At 72.2% G+C, this 15,078-nt stretch carries 17 protein-coding genes and 1 pseudogene; 6 read left to right on the top strand and 12 right to left on the bottom strand.

Going from position 1 to position 15,078, the window contains the following annotated elements; translation table 11 throughout:
* Positions 1–7 precede the first annotated feature (7 nt).
* The 5 genes and pseudogenes from ACFVT5_RS16450 to ACFVT5_RS16430 form a co-directional block, all read right to left on the bottom strand.
* Entirely contained in the window at positions 8–979 is a 972-nt protein-coding gene (locus tag ACFVT5_RS16450; protein WP_389888151.1) for an N-acetylglucosamine kinase, read from the bottom strand.
* A 104-nt stretch (positions 980–1,083) separates the two neighbouring features.
* The gene (locus ACFVT5_RS16445) at positions 1,084–1,761 is read right to left on the bottom strand and encodes a uracil-DNA glycosylase (RefSeq protein WP_389887215.1); all 678 of its coding nucleotides are present in this window, start codon (positions 1,759–1,761) and stop codon (positions 1,084–1,086) included.
* 358 nt (positions 1,762–2,119) lie between these two features.
* Positions 2,120–2,266, bottom strand: a pseudogene (locus ACFVT5_RS16440) (exo-alpha-sialidase); the annotation flags it as partial.
* Positions 2,259–3,173, bottom strand: a complete 915-nt coding sequence (gene mmuM, locus ACFVT5_RS16435; RefSeq protein WP_389888148.1) for a homocysteine S-methyltransferase — start codon at positions 3,171–3,173, stop codon at positions 2,259–2,261. The pseudogene ACFVT5_RS16440 and the gene mmuM, both read right to left, overlap by 8 nt.
* A 74-nt stretch (positions 3,174–3,247) precedes the next feature.
* Complete coding sequence (locus ACFVT5_RS16430) at positions 3,248–4,327, bottom strand: NADH:flavin oxidoreductase/NADH oxidase (RefSeq protein ID WP_389887213.1); 1,080 nt, start codon at positions 4,325–4,327, stop codon at positions 3,248–3,250.
* 215 nt (positions 4,328–4,542) lie between these two features.
* Here ACFVT5_RS16430 and ACFVT5_RS16425 point away from each other — a divergent pair, with 215 nt between their 5' ends.
* A complete protein-coding gene (locus ACFVT5_RS16425) occupies positions 4,543–4,917 on the top strand; it encodes an ArsR/SmtB family transcription factor (protein WP_389887210.1) in 375 nt (124 codons plus the stop codon).
* A gap of 40 nt (positions 4,918–4,957) precedes the next feature.
* On the opposite strand, the gene ACFVT5_RS16420 is transcribed toward ACFVT5_RS16425, so the two are convergent.
* Together ACFVT5_RS16420 and ACFVT5_RS16415 are read right to left on the bottom strand one after the other, a co-directional pair.
* Positions 4,958–6,325, bottom strand: a complete 1,368-nt coding sequence (locus ACFVT5_RS16420) for an FAD-dependent oxidoreductase (RefSeq protein ID WP_389887208.1) — start codon at positions 6,323–6,325, stop codon at positions 4,958–4,960.
* A gap of 119 nt (positions 6,326–6,444) precedes the next feature.
* Positions 6,445–7,110, bottom strand: a complete 666-nt coding sequence (locus ACFVT5_RS16415; protein WP_389887205.1) for a DUF305 domain-containing protein — start codon at positions 7,108–7,110, stop codon at positions 6,445–6,447.
* A gap of 240 nt (positions 7,111–7,350) precedes the next feature.
* Between ACFVT5_RS16415 and ACFVT5_RS16410 the strand changes: the two genes are divergently transcribed.
* A complete protein-coding gene (locus ACFVT5_RS16410) occupies positions 7,351–8,850 on the top strand; it encodes an LVIVD repeat-containing protein (RefSeq protein WP_389887203.1) in 1,500 nt (499 codons plus the stop codon).
* A gap of 72 nt (positions 8,851–8,922) precedes the next feature.
* On the opposite strand, the gene ACFVT5_RS16405 is transcribed toward ACFVT5_RS16410, so the two are convergent.
* Positions 8,923–9,588 (bottom strand): TetR/AcrR family transcriptional regulator, encoded by a 666-nt coding sequence (locus ACFVT5_RS16405; protein WP_389887200.1) that lies wholly within the window; start codon positions 9,586–9,588, stop codon positions 8,923–8,925.
* A gap of 219 nt (positions 9,589–9,807) precedes the next feature.
* Here ACFVT5_RS16405 and ACFVT5_RS16400 point away from each other — a divergent pair, with 219 nt between their 5' ends.
* On the top strand, positions 9,808–10,053 hold the full coding sequence (locus ACFVT5_RS16400; protein WP_389887197.1) for a DUF2630 family protein: 246 nt from the start codon (positions 9,808–9,810) through the stop codon (positions 10,051–10,053).
* A gap of 73 nt (positions 10,054–10,126) precedes the next feature.
* A complete protein-coding gene (locus tag ACFVT5_RS16395; RefSeq protein ID WP_389887194.1) occupies positions 10,127–10,615 on the top strand; it encodes a (4Fe-4S)-binding protein in 489 nt (162 codons plus the stop codon).
* Positions 10,616–10,757: 142 nt separating this feature from the next.
* On the opposite strand, the gene ACFVT5_RS16390 is transcribed toward ACFVT5_RS16395, so the two are convergent.
* The 4 genes from ACFVT5_RS16390 to ACFVT5_RS16375 all read right to left on the bottom strand — a co-directional run bounded on the left by ACFVT5_RS16390 (position 10,758) and on the right by ACFVT5_RS16375 (position 13,937).
* Entirely contained in the window at positions 10,758–11,453 is a 696-nt protein-coding gene (locus ACFVT5_RS16390) for an HAD family hydrolase (protein WP_389887191.1), read from the bottom strand.
* Between the two features lie 33 nt (positions 11,454–11,486).
* The gene (locus tag ACFVT5_RS16385; protein ID WP_389887188.1) at positions 11,487–12,122 is read right to left on the bottom strand and encodes a phosphatase PAP2 family protein; all 636 of its coding nucleotides are present in this window, start codon (positions 12,120–12,122) and stop codon (positions 11,487–11,489) included.
* 138 nt (positions 12,123–12,260) lie between these two features.
* The gene (locus tag ACFVT5_RS16380) at positions 12,261–13,196 is read right to left on the bottom strand and encodes a M56 family metallopeptidase (protein WP_389887186.1); all 936 of its coding nucleotides are present in this window, start codon (positions 13,194–13,196) and stop codon (positions 12,261–12,263) included.
* Between the two features lie 123 nt (positions 13,197–13,319).
* A complete protein-coding gene (locus ACFVT5_RS16375; protein ID WP_389887183.1) occupies positions 13,320–13,937 on the bottom strand; it encodes a DUF5134 domain-containing protein in 618 nt (205 codons plus the stop codon).
* 138 nt (positions 13,938–14,075) lie between these two features.
* Here ACFVT5_RS16375 and ACFVT5_RS16370 point away from each other — a divergent pair, with 138 nt between their 5' ends.
* Both ACFVT5_RS16370 and ACFVT5_RS16365 read left to right on the top strand, forming a co-directional pair.
* Positions 14,076–14,510, top strand: coding sequence for a hypothetical protein (locus ACFVT5_RS16370; RefSeq protein ID WP_389887181.1), 435 nt, complete (start codon positions 14,076–14,078; stop codon positions 14,508–14,510).
* Positions 14,507–15,034, top strand: coding sequence for a MarR family winged helix-turn-helix transcriptional regulator (locus ACFVT5_RS16365; RefSeq protein ID WP_389887178.1), 528 nt, complete (start codon positions 14,507–14,509; stop codon positions 15,032–15,034). Before ACFVT5_RS16370 ends, ACFVT5_RS16365 begins: the two co-directional genes overlap by 4 nt.
* Positions 15,035–15,078: the final 44 nt, after the last annotated feature.

Genomic DNA, 15,078 nt, shown 5'->3' with positions numbered 1-15,078 from the left:
GTAAGCATCAACTGTCGTTTTCCGTGCGGATGTACAGCATCCTGCCGTCATGGGGCAGTGTGCTCCCGCCCGTGCTCCCGCCCGCCGCGAGGTCGGACGCGATCCGCACCGCGCCGTGCAGTGGGTCGCCTTCGGCGGGGATCTCCCGTGCGTGCGGAAGCTGTTTCGCCAACTCGGCCCGGACCGGGGCGAGTAGCGGCTCGCCCATCTTGAACAGCCCGCCCGTCAGCGCGACATCACAGGGTCCGGAGGCGGGGGACACGGCCGCCACCGCTTCGGCGATGTGCGTGGCCGCGGCGCGCAGAATGCCGGCCGCGACCGCGTCGAGGGGTGCGCAGGCGGCGACTTGAGGGGCGAAGGAGGCGAGCACGGCGGGACGGTCGGTGCGCGGGTAGAGCTGCCCGGGAAGGTCTCCGGCCGGGCCGAACATCTCCTCCGCGCGCGCGAGCAGCGCGGCCGAACCGCCTCGCCGTCCGTCGAACGCGCGCATCGCGGCCTCCAGTCCGGCCCGCCCGATCCACGATCCGCCGCCGCAGTCGCCGAGGAGATGACCCCAGCCGTCGGCCCGCTGCCAGGCGCTGAGATCGGTGCCGAGGGCGATCATCCCGGTGCCCGCGGCGACGACCGCGCCGGGCCGGTGCCCGAGCGCGCCCGCGTACGCGGTGACCGCGTCGGCGGCCAGCGCGAGCCGCCGTACGCCCAGCTCCTTCGCGAGGGCGGCGGGCAGTTCGGCGCGCACGGCGTCGCCGAGGGTCGCCATACCGGTGGCGCCGATGGCCACGGCCCGCAGTTCGGTCGCGCCCGCCGCGCGCAGCAGACGGTCCGCCATGGGCAGGAGCTGGTCGAGGAGATGCCCGGGGTCGATGCCACGTGGGCCGGTACGGACGGGCTCCGCCGAGGTCACGGGCGCGGTACGGGCGACTCCGGCCACGGCGATGACGGCCCGCAGCCCGGAACCGCCGGAGTCGACGGCGAGCACGGCACCCGGAGCCCCGGACTCTGCCCCGGACGGTGGGCCGGCCGGTGAGTTGACCGATGCGTCGGCCGGTGAGTCGGCCGGTCCGGTACCGGGTGCGGTGTCCGTCACGGCAGCTGCCAGTTCACCGGCTCAGCGCCCTGCCGGGTCAGCAGATCGTTGGCGCGGCTGAACGGGCGCGAGCCGAAGAAGCCACGGTCCGCCGACATCGGCGAGGGGTGCGCCGACTCGACCGACGGATACTCGCCGAGCAGCGGGCCGGCGTTACGCGCGTCGCGGCCCCACAGGATCGACACCAGCGGCCGGCCGCGCTCGGCGAGCGCCCGGATGGCCTGCTCGGTGACCTCTTCCCAGCCCTTGCCGCGATGGGCGGCGGGCCGCCGGGGCGCCGTCGTGAGCGCCCTGTTCAGCAGCAGCACGCCCTGCCGGCTCCACGGCGTGAGGTCACCGTTGGACGGCTGCGGAAGTCCCAGGTCCGTGTTCAGCTCACGGAAGATGTTGATCAGGCTGCCGGGCAGCGGGCGCACCTCGGGCGCCACGGAGAAGGAGAGCCCGACGGCGTGCCCCGGCGTGGGATACGGGTCCTGCCCCACGATGAGGACCCGGACCTCGTCGAACGGCTGCTGGAACGCCCGCAGCACATGCGCGCCGGCGGGCAGATATGTACGGCCCGCGGCGATTTCCGCGCGGAGGAAGTCCCCCATCTCGGAGATCCGGCCGGCCACCGGTTCCAGGGCTTTCGCCCAGCCCGGTTCGACGATGTCGTGCAAGGGTCGTGGTGCCACGCGGCCGTGCCCCCAGAGGTCTCAAGTACGTAAGTCCACCCACGTGGTTCGCCGTTCACCCACGCGGCACGAAGAGTACCGCCGAGCGACGGTGCCCCTCTCCCCGGGACAGTCAGGCCGGCCTCCGGGCATGACGCCCCCGAGGGCCCGGCAGATGCACTCCACGCGTTTGCAGTACGGGCAGACGGGGACCACGGTGATCTCCTTCCCAGGACACCTGGTGTCGTTTCTTGATACCTCCCTTAGGAATACGGTTCAGAGCCTGTGAAGGTTTCGAAAGAGAATGAAGAGTTGATGATGTTTTTCATCACGTCTGTTTTCGGACGTGATGGCCGAACTCGCCCTATGTCGCTGCCTGTTACACCGCGACTGCGGCCCGCACGCACGGAACGTCCGGCAGATACGAGGCCGACTGCCGCCAACTGCCCCCGTCTTCGGCCGCTGCGCGCACTTCGCCGTTGCGACGGCCGCAGTACACTGCCGCCGGATCCGCGTCGTCAGCGCAGCGCCGCCGCCACGTCCGCGACGGCCCCCGGGCCCACCCGGCAGCATCCGCCGATGAGCCGGGCCCCCGCCGCCCGCCAGCCGGCGACCCGTGCCGCCGTGAAACGGGACGGTCCGTACCAGGCGCGGCGCACCGGGTCCCAGGACTCGCCGCTGTTCGGATAGACGACCACCGGCTTCCCGGTGATGCGGGCGGCCAGGGCCACCGCCGCGTCGGCGTCCTCGGGGGCGCAGCAGTTCACGCCGATCGCGATCACCTCGTCCGCGTCCGCCGCGAGCGCGAAGGCATCGGCCAACGGCTGCCCCGCGCGCGTACGGTCACCGCTGACGCTGTACGACAGCCATACGGGCAGCCCCAGGCCCCGTACCGCGCGCAGCAGGGCGCGGGCCTCGTCGGTGTCCGGGACCGTCTCCAGAGCCAGTGCGTCGGGCGCGGCCTCGGCGAGCGTCTCGACGCGGGGCCGGTGGAAACGCTCCAGTTCGTCGACGGTCAGGCCGTAGCGCCCCCGGTACTCGGAGCCGTCCGCGAGCATCGCGCCGTACGGGCCGACCGACGCGGCCACCCACCGGGGGCCGGCGCCAGGGGCCGTGCGCGCCGCCTCGCGTGCCAGGGCGACGCTCGACCGCAGCAGTACGGCGGTCCCCGCCCGGTCGATGCCACGCCGGGCGAAACCCTCGAAGGTCGCCTGATAGCTCGCGGTGATCGCGACCTCGGCGCCCGCCGCGTAGTACGCGCGATGGGCGGCGACGACCGCGTCGGGCCGGTCGGCGAGCAGCCGGGCCGACCACAGGTCGTCGGCCAGGTCGTGCCCGGCATCCGCGAGCTGGTTGGACAGCCCGCCGTCGAGCACGACGGCGCGGCGCCCGATGACGTCGGTCAGTGCGGCGGGTGCGTCCGGTCCGGCCATCTCGTCCACAGGTCCGACGCTAGTCGACCGACGGGGCCGGAAAGCGGGGGCGGACCGGACGGTTCCGGTGGACCTCAGACGGACCGGTGGTACTGCGGTGGCACGTGCACCTCGCCGCCGAGCGTGCGGGCGGCGCGCCGGGCCCAGGACGGGTCGCGCAGCAGCTCACGGCCGAGGAGTACCGCGTCGGCCTCGCCGTTGGCGACGATCTTCTCGGCCTGCTCCGGGTCCGTGATCAGACCGACGGCGGCGACCGGCAGTTCCGTCTCGGCCTTGACGCGGGCCGCGAAGGGCACCTGATAGCCGGGGCCGACGGGGATGCGGACCTTGGCGGCGTTGCCGCCGGTGGACACGTCGAGCAGGTCCACACCGTGGTCCTTGAGGAGCGCGGCGAAGCGGACGGTGTCGTCGGCGGTCCAGCCGTTCTCCTCCAGCCAGTCGGTGGCCGAGACTCGGAAGAACAGCGGCAGGTCGTCCGGCCACACCTCCCGTACCGCGTCGACGACGTCGAGGGCGAAGCGGACCCGGTTCTCGAAGGAGCCGCCGTACGCGTCGGTGCGCTGGTTGGAGTGCGGCGACAGGAACTGGCCGATCAGATAGCCGTGCGCGCCGTGCACCTCGGCGACCCGGAACCCCGCGTCGAGCGCCCGGCGCGCGGCGTCCGCGAACTGGCCCACGATCGCCCGCAGTTCCTTCACCGTCAGTTCGGCCGGCACCGGGTAGCCCTCGTCGAAGGGAACCGCGCTGGGCGCGAGCGTCGGCCAGGCACCCGACCCCGCGTCGAGCGGCCCGCCGCCGGTCCAGGGGCGGCCGGTCGATGCCTTGCGACCCGCGTGGGCGAGCTGGATGCCGGGCACGGTGCCCTGCGAGGTGAGGAAGGCGACGATCCTGCGGAACGCCTCGACCTGTGTGTCGTTCCAGATGCCCAGGTCCGCCGGGGAGATACGGCCCTCGGGGCTGACGGCGGTCGCCTCGACGAGGATCAGGCCCGTACCGCCCACGGCCCGTGCCGCGTAGTGGGTGAAGTGCCAGTCGTTCGGCACGCCCGCGTCCGGCCCCGACAGTTCCGCGGAGTACTGACACATCGGCGCCATCCAGACGCGGTTGGGGATGGTCAGCGATCGCAGGGTGCAGGGCTCGAACAGTACGCTCACGGCAGACTCCAATTCATCATGGGGGCACGGGAGTACGACCCGGGAGGGCGCATCGCCCGATATGGCGACCGCCTTCCGGTTGTACGATAGACCTCGTAGTACGGTGAATGTCAAACTACGATGAGTCTCGTACAACCGAACGGGCCGGAGCCGAACCCGGCGCACCGGACCCTCCCGATGCCCTCCCGCCACCCTCCCGACGAAGGAGAGCCGCAGTGACGACCGCAGCCACCAGCCGCGCACTCGCGCATCCGGGCCGCGAGGACATCCGCCTCGAAGGCGTCCTCCACGCGCTCGCCGACCCCATGCGTCTGCGGGTCGTACGGGAGATCGCCGAGGACGGCGGTGTGCTCTCGTGCTCGCACTTCGATCTGCCGGTCACCAAGTCGACCACCACGCACCACTTCCGGGTGCTGCGCGAGTCCGGGGTCATCCAGCAGACGTACCAGGGCACGGCCAAGATGAACGGGCTGCGCCGGGCCGACCTGGACGCGCTGTTCCCCGGCCTGATCGACAGCGTCCTCGCGTCGGCCGCCCTGCAAGACACCCGGCAGGCCACCCGGCAGCCCGCCCGCGTCGGCGGGAGCTGACGGCTCCCCACGGGTGCCGCCCCCCGTCGCCGCGAAGCGCCTACGCCGGCCCACTCCGCGCCGCCGTCATCAGCGCGTCCCAGTCCGGCAGCTTCACCACGCCGCGCCCCAGTGAAGCGCCCAGTTCGGCCTCCGCGCGCTCGATCGCCCGCCAGCCCGTCCACTCCACGGGCCGCAGCCCCGCCTCCCGCATCGCGTCGAGCGGATCGGGCAGCGGTCCCCGGGCGAGCAGGGCCGGCGCGTCCGCCAGCAGCGACAGGGCGGTCTCCTTGGCGCACGGCCGGTTCGTGCCGATGACTCCCGTGGGGCCGCGCTTGATCCACCCGGCGACGTACTCACCCGGTGACACGGACATGTCCGCCGCCGCCGCGCCCTCCGGCCCCCGTACCACCCGTCCCGCCCGATGCGGCACCGTCCCGAGGCGGGCGTCGAACGGCAGCCCCGCCAGCGGCACTCCGCGATATCCGACCGAGCGCAGTACCAACTGCGCGGGGATGTCCTCGTACCGCTCCGTGCCCGTCACCCCGCCCTGTCCGTCCGGCGCTGTCCGTTCGAAGCGGACCGCGCCGACCCGGCCCGCGTCCTCGACCAGCGCGACGGGACGCAGGAAGAACCGGAGCCTGATGCGCCGGGTGTGACCGCGCGCGGGCCGCTCGGCCCAGCCGCGCAGGACCTCGACATTGCGCCGCTGCACGGCGGGCAGCCCGGACGGGTCGGCGTACGCCGGGTCGAGGGCCAGCTCGGCCGGGTCCACCACGATGTCGGTATCCGGCAGAGCGCCGAGTTCACGCAGCTCCTTGGTGGTGAACCTGGCCTGCGAGGGGCCGCGCCGACCCACCATCTGGATCTCGCGGACCTGGCTCGCGCCGAGCGCGTCGAGCGCCGCCTGCGGGATGTCCGTCGGCAGCAGTTCGGTGACCCCGCGCGCGAGGATGCGGGTCACGTCCACGGCGACATTGCCCACGCCGATGACCACGGCCGAGCGCGCGTCCCGCAGGAAAGCGTCCTGGGTGGAGTCCGGGTGCGCGCTGTACCAGGACACGAACTCCGTGGCCGACCAGCTTCCCGGCAGGTCCTCGCCGGGGATGCCGAGCCGACGGTCGGTGGCCGCTCCGACGCAGTACACGACCGCGTGGTACAGCTCCCGCAGCCGCTCCGGGGTCAGCCCGTCGGGGCCCACCTCGACCCCGCCGATGAAGCGCACCCGGTCGTTCTCCAGGACCGTCCGGAGATTGTTCTGGAGGGACTTGATCTTCTCGTGGTCGGGTGCGACGCCGTAGCGCACGAGCCCGTACGGGCAGGGCAGCCGGTCCAGCACATCGACCCGTACGTCAGGATCCTGCTGGACAAGGGTCTGGGCGGTGTAGACCCCGCTCGGGCCCGAACCGACGACGGCGACCTGGAGCACGGCGGAACTCCCTTCCGCGAGCGGCCACGGAGAGTGACCGGTGTCCCCTTCAGCATGGCACTCCGAGGGCCGCAAGGGGAGATGCCCTGCCGTGTCAGGCATGTCGCGCGTCCGGCGCGTCAGGGCATGCCGCGCATCCGGCCGATCTCACTCGTCTGCTGGGCGATCACGTCGTTGGCCATCTCCTCGACCAGGACGTTGTTGCCCTGCCCCAGCACATCCGTGGCCATCGTGATCGCGCCCTCGTGGTGGGTGATCATCAGCTTGATGAACAGCTCGTCGAACGCCTTGCCGCGGGCCGAGCTCAGGGTGGTGAGCTGGGTCTCCGACGCCATTCCGGGCATCGCGGCATGGTGGTCGTGCCCGGACGACTTCTCCTCGCGCTCCCCGCCGTTGTTCTTCAGCCAGCTGTCCATCGCGTCGATCTCCGGTCCCTGCGAGGAGGCGATGCGTTCGGCGAGCCGCTTCACCTTGCCCGACGCGGCCCGCTTCGCGACCAGCCCGGTCATCTCCAGGGCCTGCCCGTGGTGCTCGATCATCATCTGCACATAGCTGAAATCGGCCGAGTTGGGCTTGTCGTCGCCCTTCCGCTTCATGGCGTCCGCCGCCGACAGCGTCTCGGCCGCCTCACCCGGCTTGCCCGGCGCGATCACGGACGGTCCGGGCGCCGCCTTACCCGAGGTGCCCTCGTCCGAGCCGCTCCCCGAGTCGCACGCGCCGAGCGCGAGGACCAGCGCCGCGCACGACAGGACCAGCAGCGGCGCGCGCCGGACCCCCGGGGACACGGCACGACCGCTGAGGGGACGACGACGAGCGGTACGGCGATGGGGCACTGCATCCTCCAGCGGCGCGACGGAAGTTGGGGACCTGCGACGTTCGATGTCCGTCCTAGCACGATTCCTTACGGCAGTGATCGAAAACATTGATGACGAGTTCGTTGCCGTCTGTTGATATGTGCATGCGGAAGACCATACTTCGTTTGTCCGTGAACCGTTCCAACGCGGACGGTGAAGAGGGAGGAAGCAGTGACCCTGTTGAACAACCCCCGAACGAGACGTAGACGCCTCGGAGTTGCCACGGTGGCGACCGGGCTTCTCGCCGCGCTGCTCACGGCCGCACCCGCGGTCGCGACGCCCGACCCCGGTGACGCTCCGTCAACAGAGCGTGTATCGAAGAGCGTGGCCGCCGACACCCGCGCGGCCATAGCCGACGGGGACATACCCGCACAGGACGAGATCGTCACCTCCGACAACATCGAGCACCTGGTCAACATCCCCAAGGACGCGTTGCCCGGCACCAATTCGGACCTCGCCTTCCAGGGCAAGTACGCCTTCGCCGGCAACTACGACGGCTTCCGGATCTTCGACATCAGCAACCCGAAGGCGCCGAAGACGGTGTCGCAGGTGCTGTGCCCCGGCTCGCAGAACGACATCTCGGTCTCCGGAGACCTGCTCTTCCTGTCCACGGACTCCTCGCGCAGCGACAACTCGTGCGCCAGCACGAGCCAGCCCGCGACCGAGAAGTCCTCGTGGGAGGGCATGAAGGTCTTCGACATCAGCGACAAGCGCAACCCGAAGTACGTCGCCGCCGTCGAGACGGCCTGCGGTTCGCACACGCACTCGCTGGTGCCGGACCGCAAGAACGTCTACATCTACGTCTCCTCGTACTCGCCGAGCGTGACGTTCCCGGACTGCCAGCCGCCGCACGACGGGATCTCCATCATCAAGGTGCCCCGCAAGGCACCCGAGAAGGCCGCGGTCGTGAACTTCCCGGTGCTGTTCCCGGGCGACGGTCCGGACGGCGGCGGCAACCCCGGCGGCCCGACCAACCCGGGCGTCTCCAAGACGACCGGCTGCCACGACATCACCGTGCTGCCGTCGAAGGACCTGGCCGCCGGTGCCTGCATGGGCGACGGCATCCTGATGTCCATCAAGGACCCGGAGCACCCCAAGGTCATCGACGTCGTCCAGGACAACGTCAACTTCGCGTTCTGGCACTCGGCGACCTTCAACCAGGACGCCGACAAGGTCGTCTTCACCGACGAGCTGGGTGGCGGCGGCGCCGCGACCTGCAACGAGGCCATCGGCCCGAAGCGCGGCGCGAACGGCATCTACGACATCGTCGGCCGCGGTGACCACCGCAAGCTGGTGTTCCGCAGCTACTACAAGATCCCGCGCCACCAGGCGAGCACCGAGAACTGCGTCGCCCACAACGGCTCGCTGATCCCGGTCAAGGGCAAGGACATCATGGTCCAGGCGTGGTACCAGGGCGGTGTCTCGGTCTGGGACTTCACCGACTCGACGAAGCCGAAGGAGATCGGCTACTTCGAGCGCGGCCCGCTCACCACGGACACCATGACGACCGGCGGCTCGTGGTCGGCGTACTACTACAACGGCTACATCTACTCGAACGACATCGCGAAGGGCTTCGACGTACTGAAGCTGAGCGACCGGCGGACCGACCCCGCCAAGCACGTCAGGCTGGACGAGCTGAACGTCCAGACCCAGCCGGACTACTTCGACTGACCGGCCACCTGACCAGCGGTATCTGACCGGTCGCGTCGTATCTGACCGGTCGTACCCCGACTCTGTGCCGGTTTACGTCGGCTCCGTGTCGAAGTACCCGGAGAGATCCGGGAGACGCTGTGCACGCGTCCCGCCGGGCGGCTCGTCGTCCGGCGGGACGCCCCGCTCCCACGCCAGCCCGTAGCGCTGGAACAGCTCCGCCCGCATGACCGCCATCGGCATCGGGGCGCCGGGCAGCAGGATCGCGAACACCGCGCCCATCAGCTGCGCCCGGAGCAGTGGATAGTCCCGCTCGGCGGCCGGTGAGCCATGACGTGCCACGGTGTCGCGCAGCAGTTCCGCGAGCCGTTGCTGCTCCGGACAGCGTACGAAGCCCTCGGCCTGGAGGATCCCGGCCATGTGCGTGCGCATCAGCACCGGCCGGTCCCGTGCCAGGCCCAGGATCGCGTCGATCGCCCGCGCCAGCAGCTCCGAGCCGTCCTCGGTACGCGGCTCCCGCTCCAGACCCGCCTGGAGTGTGCGGTGCATCAGCCGGTGCACCGCCGACTGGACCAGCTGCCGCTTCCCGGGAAAGTAGTACGACACGAGCCCGCGCGCGGAACCCGCGCGATCGGCGATGTCGGCCAGTGTCGTGGCCTCGTACCCGTGCTCGTCGACCAGCTCCACGGCCGCCTGGAGCAACCGCTCCCGGGAACGCCGACGCAACTCTTCATTGACCGACGGGCTGCGCGGGGACATCCTGTACTCCTGCGTTGACTGGCTCCCAGCCAATATACTCAGCGCGGACGTTCGGCGATCCCTCGGGGGTCCCCGGACGGGGTCGCTGTCCGCACGGGCGACGCGGGGGATCGTCCGTGCGGGCAGGGGCCGCGCCGCCGCCCGGGGTACCCCGTGGCCGCTCTTCTCGCGCGACGCCCACGGCCTCCTTAGAGTGGGCAGAACCGAGGAGGCGACGACATGGATCAAGAGGAGATCCTCGCCCGGATCACGGCGATGGTCGAGGACGAGCGGGCCCTGCGGTCATCGCTCGCCGCCGGGCGGATCGACAGCTCGACGGAGCACACGCGGCTGGCCGAGCTGGAGCGGGAACTCGACCAGTGCTGGGACCTGCTCAGGCAGCGGCGCGCCAAGTCCGAGTTCGGCGAGAACCCGGACGAGGCGGCGGTCCGGCCGGCCCCGGAGGTCGAGGGGTACCAGTCGTGAGGGGCGGGAGTCGGCTGCGAGCCGTGTGCGGTGGGAGTCGGTTCCCGGTCGTGCGGGTCGGCAGCCGCAGGTCGTGAGCGCGGACCGACCGGTCGGACACGGGACGCGGGACCCGGCGCCCCGGCCCGGCACGGACACCGGGCGCGGGAAGGCGTACGAGGGCAAGGCGTACGAGGGCCAGGGAATCACCGTCACCTTCGACGCCTGGCGCTGTCTGCACGCGGCGGAGTGCGTACGCGGGCTTCCCCGGGTCTTCGACACCGCCCGCCGCCCCTGGATCGACCCCGACGCGGCGCCCGCCCCCGAGGTCGCCGACGTGGTGCGGCGCTGGCCGTCCGGCGCGCTCCAGTACACGCTCGCCGAGGGCCCGGACGAGTCGCCCGACGCGCCCACCATCGTCGCCCGCGCGTCGGACGGCCGGATCGAGGTCCGCGGCGATCTGCGGATCGCGGCCCCGGACGGCACCGAGTGGACCGAGACCCGGGTCACCCTGTGCGGCTGCGGGAGCAGTGCGCGGCTGCCGCTGTGCGACCACTCCGGGGCGTGCGGACGCGAGACGTGACCACCGCGCGTGGGGAGGGTGGTGGGCGCCTCGCGCGCGTGAACGCTTCCGGCGGTGGCGTGGACTCCCGCGCGCGTGGTTCGCGTCAGCCGGTGGGGTTGTCGCCTCAACCTGTCGTGGGAGCGCCGACGGGGTCGCCGCCTCAGTCGATGAGGTCGAGGACCGGCCGCAGCCCGTCGGGCCGGTCCCGCGCCGGGAGGTGGTCCACGAAGTGCACCGCGCCGCCGAGCGCGGTCGCGCCGCAGTCCGCGTGGCGGTCGTCGCCGACCATGAGCACGTTCCGCGCGTCGACGTTCAGTGCGTCGCAGGCGGCGCCGAAGAGCCGGGGATCGGGCTTCTGGATGCCGTGCTCGAAGGACAGGACGTAGGCGCCGACGTACGGGTCCAGGCCGTGCTCGCGGAACACGGGCCGCAGGTCCCAGCCGATGTTGCTCACCACACCGACCGGGACACCGCGCGCCCGTAGCCCGTCCAGGACCTCGAACGTGTCCGGGTAGGGCTGCCAGGCGGCCGGCGTCATGTGGCGTTCGTACAGGGTGTCATGGAGGCCGGTACCGGGCAGCCGCACCTGCCGCGCGAGGCCCGTGTACGCCGCCCGGTGCTGCTCGGCACTGCGGTCCCGGCTCGCCCACGCCTCCGTCAGGCCGTCAGGCACCCGCGCCGGTGAGGCCCCGCCTGGCAGTGCCCCCGCGGCGTCCAGCTCCGCGCTCAGCCGCGTGAACTCCGGTTCGGGCACGGCGGTTCCGGATGCGTCGAGGGCGGCGCGCAGCCAGGATTCGGTGGACTCGACGCGAAACAGTGTGCCGGAGAAGTCGAAGAGCACGCCTTTGATCGTCATGGGGGAGATGCTTCGACGTCGGGGCGCGTCGGGTCAAGTACGCGCGGAGCCCCGCACTTTGCTGTAAGAGGCGATGGCCAGCGTCACCATCAGGGCACCCAGGAGCCAGCCGCCGAGCACGTCCGACGGCCAGTGCACGCCCAGCCAGAGCCGGGTCAGGCCCACCCCGGCGACGGACACCGCCGCGACGGCGACGGCGGTACGCCACAGGACGCGGCCCGCGCCGTACAGGTGCAGGACCCACAGGAGCAGTCCGCAGACGACGGTCGCCGTCATCGCGTGACCGGACGGGAAGGCCGCGTAGTGCGCCGAGTCCACCGGGTCGGGCCACACCGGGCGGTCCCGGTCGAGGGCGGCCTTGAGGGACTGCTGCAGGACCGTGCCCAGGACGCATGTCACGGTGATCCAGAGGGCGAGCCACCACGCCTTGCGCGAGAGGAGCCAGAGCGTGGCCGCCGCGACCAGTGCCCGCATCGTCCACGGGTCCCACACCCAGTCCGTCAGTACCCGGTTCACATGGGTCACGCCCCGCTCCGACACGGCCCACCGGTGCCCCTCGCGCGCGAGGGAGCCGTCGGCGTCCATCAGCGGACTCCAGCGCAGGGCGACGAGAAGCAGCAGCACGGCGGAGAGCAGAGCGAGGCCGAGGGCGGCGCGCGTGGCCCTCACGGCGGGTGGGAGCGGTTGCGGAAGAGGCGACGGTGACGGGAGAGGCGGGGAGGCAAGCGCCGGTGACGGCGGTGGTGCGGGGGAGTCGGTCGGCGCCGTGCTCCTGGGGTGATCCTCTTCGACGGGCACCCGCGGAGGCTATCCCAGCGCCCGCAATCCGGGCACGAACGCCACCAGCAGCGGCACCACGGGCACCAGGGCCGCCGCCGCCGTCAACCGCAGCCGGTGCGCGGGCGTGAGCCGGGTCCGGGGCGCGAGCAACCGGTGCACGCGCTGCGGCACATGTGCCTGTGGCGTCGGGCAGGGCCCGAACACGCCCCGGTCCTCGTTGAGTTCGACCAGGGCCAGCGCGATCGTCAGCCGCCCGAAGCGCCGCGAGGCGACGTCGTCGGCCGCCAACTCCACCAGCCGGTGCATCTCGTCACGGAACGCGGCGAACACCGGGACCTGCGGAAAGCCGTACGCGAGCGCCGCCGAGCAGTGCAGCAACCAGTCGTGCCGTGCCTGCGCGTGCCCTTGCTCATGGGCGAGTACGGCGTCCAGTTGCCGCCCCTTGAGGCGGCGCAACGCGCCTGTGGTGATGACGAGTTGGGGCGCGGCACCCGGCAGCCACCAGGCGTCGGGACGGTTGCCCTCAAGGACGACGAGCCGGTCACTGCCCGCCTCCTCACCGGGCAACAGCGGGGAGCGGACGAGGAGTTCGGCGCGCTGCCTCCTGCGCCGGGCCCGCGCGCCGAGGATCTCGCGGGTCAGCATCACCGCCGTCCAGGCGCCCCCGCAGGCGAGCAGGACAGCGGTCGTCGCCGCCCAGGGGCCCGTCGTACCGAGCGCGTACGCGTCCACGACACCGCTTGGCGCGGGAGCGAACAACTGTCCGCGTACCGCGTGCCAGGCCGCTGCGGCGCTCAGCGCCATCGCCAGCGCACAGCAGAGGAGGACGGCCGCCACGACGCACTGCCAGACCCACAGCGCCACCACCGGTTCGCGCTCCGGCCACTCGGCCCGCGCGAGCAGCCGCGGCGCGAGAAGGGCGGTAAGAGCGCCGAGCAGCAGCAGTGCTACGGGGACCGTCATGCGCCCCAGCCTATGAGGGGCCCGCTACTCAAGGGTATGGGCGGTCTCGGCAAGTGACGCAGACCACGGTTCGAGCGGTGATCTCTGTCCCTTTTGAGGGAGTTCGATCTTCGGGGCGCCGGTTCAGACGGTGAGGAGCATCGCGAACATGGCGATGCCCATGGAGAGCCGGCACGCCCTCGCGAGTTCGGGCCGGTCACCCCAGCCGAGGGTGCCGTTGCCGGTGCCGAGGGTCGCGGTGCCGGTGCCGCCCCCGTGTCCGTGTCCCGGACGCCCGGCGGTCACCGGCATGAGCCGCGTGCCCGCCCGGAGCACATAGGCCGCGAAGTACAGGAGCAGCGCTCCGGTCAGTACGGGCGCTCCCGACCCGCCGTGCCCCGCGTGCCCGCCCGGTGACGCGGCCATCGCGACGGACATGTGGACCATCGCGACCGCGCCCACGAGATGGTGCAGTTGGTGCGCGTCGCCCCGGGTCGCCTCCGCGCCACGCGGTCGGATCGCCGCCGCCGACCGCAGTCCGGCAGCCGCGAACACGACCGCGCAGACGAGCCACATCGCGCGCGGGGGCGTCACGAACGCGGCGGGCACCGCCATGGCCGCCATCCCGAACCCCATCAGGGCCTCGCCGCCCGCGGCGCGGCGCTGCTCCTCGACGGCGCTGCGCATTCGCAGCAGACAGTAGGCCCCGCTCGCCGCGCACAGCGCGACAAGGAGCCAGGCGGCCGACGCCGGTGCGTGCACCGCGCACCTCCCCCGCTCGACGGTGTCGGGCCATTGATGCCCACCCGGCCCGCCGGGAAAGCGAGCGCGTATCAGCGCACAGGCGTACGAGGGGGAGCGCCGGGGGTCGCGCCGCAGGCTGGACGATATCTTTCGCAGGTGTGCGTGACCCCCATGGCGCTGCTCGTCACCGAGTTCGGGCGGGTCCAGCGGCCGGGCGAGCTGATCACCGAGCGGGTCGCTGACACCGCCTTGGGCGCTCTCCGCGACGTCCTCGCGGCCGTCGCGGTCACCAACCGACGGGCCACCCGCCATGTCGAACGGGCCCTGGACACCACCGACCGCGCGCGGGAGCACGCCGAACACGCCCTGGCCCGGCACCGCCCCGAACCCGGCGCCCTGGAGCGCGCCCACCGGAACCTGGCCGCCGCGCTGGTCGACCTGCGCGCCACGGCCGACACCGCGTCCGGCGAGTGGTGGCGGAAGGCCCTGCCCGACGAGCGGCTGGTTCTCGCCGAACAGGTCGGACACCGTACGCTCGCCGCGACGGTACGAGGGCAGAGGCGGCACGTCCCGGAGGGCGCGCAGGCATGACGACGGACAGCGGCCGGGCGGCGGGTGACACCGTCGCCGTGGTGGTGCGGCAGTGGCAGGACATCCACCCCGGGATCGACACCGGGCCGATGGAGATCATCGGCCGGATCAACCGCTGTGCGGCGCTGCTCCAGCAGGCCGAGGACGCGCCGCTGCGGCGCGCGGGGCTGACCCGCGCGGAGTTCGACCTGCTCGGCGCGCTGCGGCGTACCGGGCACGAGCTGACCCCCGGCGACCTGGCCCGCGAGACCTTCTCGTCCGGAGCCGCCGTGACCAAGCGGCTCAAGCAGCTCACCGAGCGCGGCCTCGTCGGACGGCGCGGCGACACCCGGGACCGGCGCGTCGCCCATGTGACCCTCACCGACGCCGGCCGCGACCTAGTCGACACCGTCCTGCCCGGACAGTTGGAGTACGAGAAGGCGGCCCTGTCCGGACTCGACGCACCCGGCCGTGACGATCTGGCCGCCCTCCTGGGGCAGTTGCTCGCCCAGCTCGAAGGCAGTCTCGGCGGCCCGAGGGCCTGACCCGCCGGAAGGACGGCCGCGTACGGGCCCGTACCGTCCGTCTC

Source organism: Streptomyces sp. NPDC058001 (genome assembly GCF_042886315.1).
In the GTDB taxonomy this organism is placed as follows: Bacteria; Actinomycetota; Actinomycetes; order Streptomycetales; family Streptomycetaceae; genus Streptomyces.
The sequence above is the reverse complement of the archived record's forward strand: the minus strand, read 5'-3'. Positions and strand labels throughout refer to the sequence as shown.

Bases quoted from the DNA above. Each gene is read 5' to 3' on its own strand.
- ACFVT5_RS16380 (WP_389887186.1), bottom strand. From the start codon at position 13,196: ATGACGGTCCCCGTAGCACTGCTGCTGCTCGGCGCTCTTACCGCCCTT.
- mmuM (WP_389888148.1), bottom strand. From the start codon at position 3,173: ATGGCCGGACCGGACGCACCCGCCGCACTGACCGACGTCATCGGGCGC.
- ACFVT5_RS16400 (WP_389887197.1), top strand. From the start codon at position 9,808: ATGGATCAAGAGGAGATCCTCGCCCGGATCACGGCGATGGTCGAGGAC.
- ACFVT5_RS16390 (WP_389887191.1), bottom strand. From the start codon at position 11,453: ATGACGATCAAAGGCGTGCTCTTCGACTTCTCCGGCACACTGTTTCGC.
- ACFVT5_RS16365 (WP_389887178.1), top strand. From the start codon at position 14,507: ATGACGACGGACAGCGGCCGGGCGGCGGGTGACACCGTCGCCGTGGTG.
- ACFVT5_RS16405 (WP_389887200.1), bottom strand. From the start codon at position 9,588: ATGTCCCCGCGCAGCCCGTCGGTCAATGAAGAGTTGCGTCGGCGTTCC.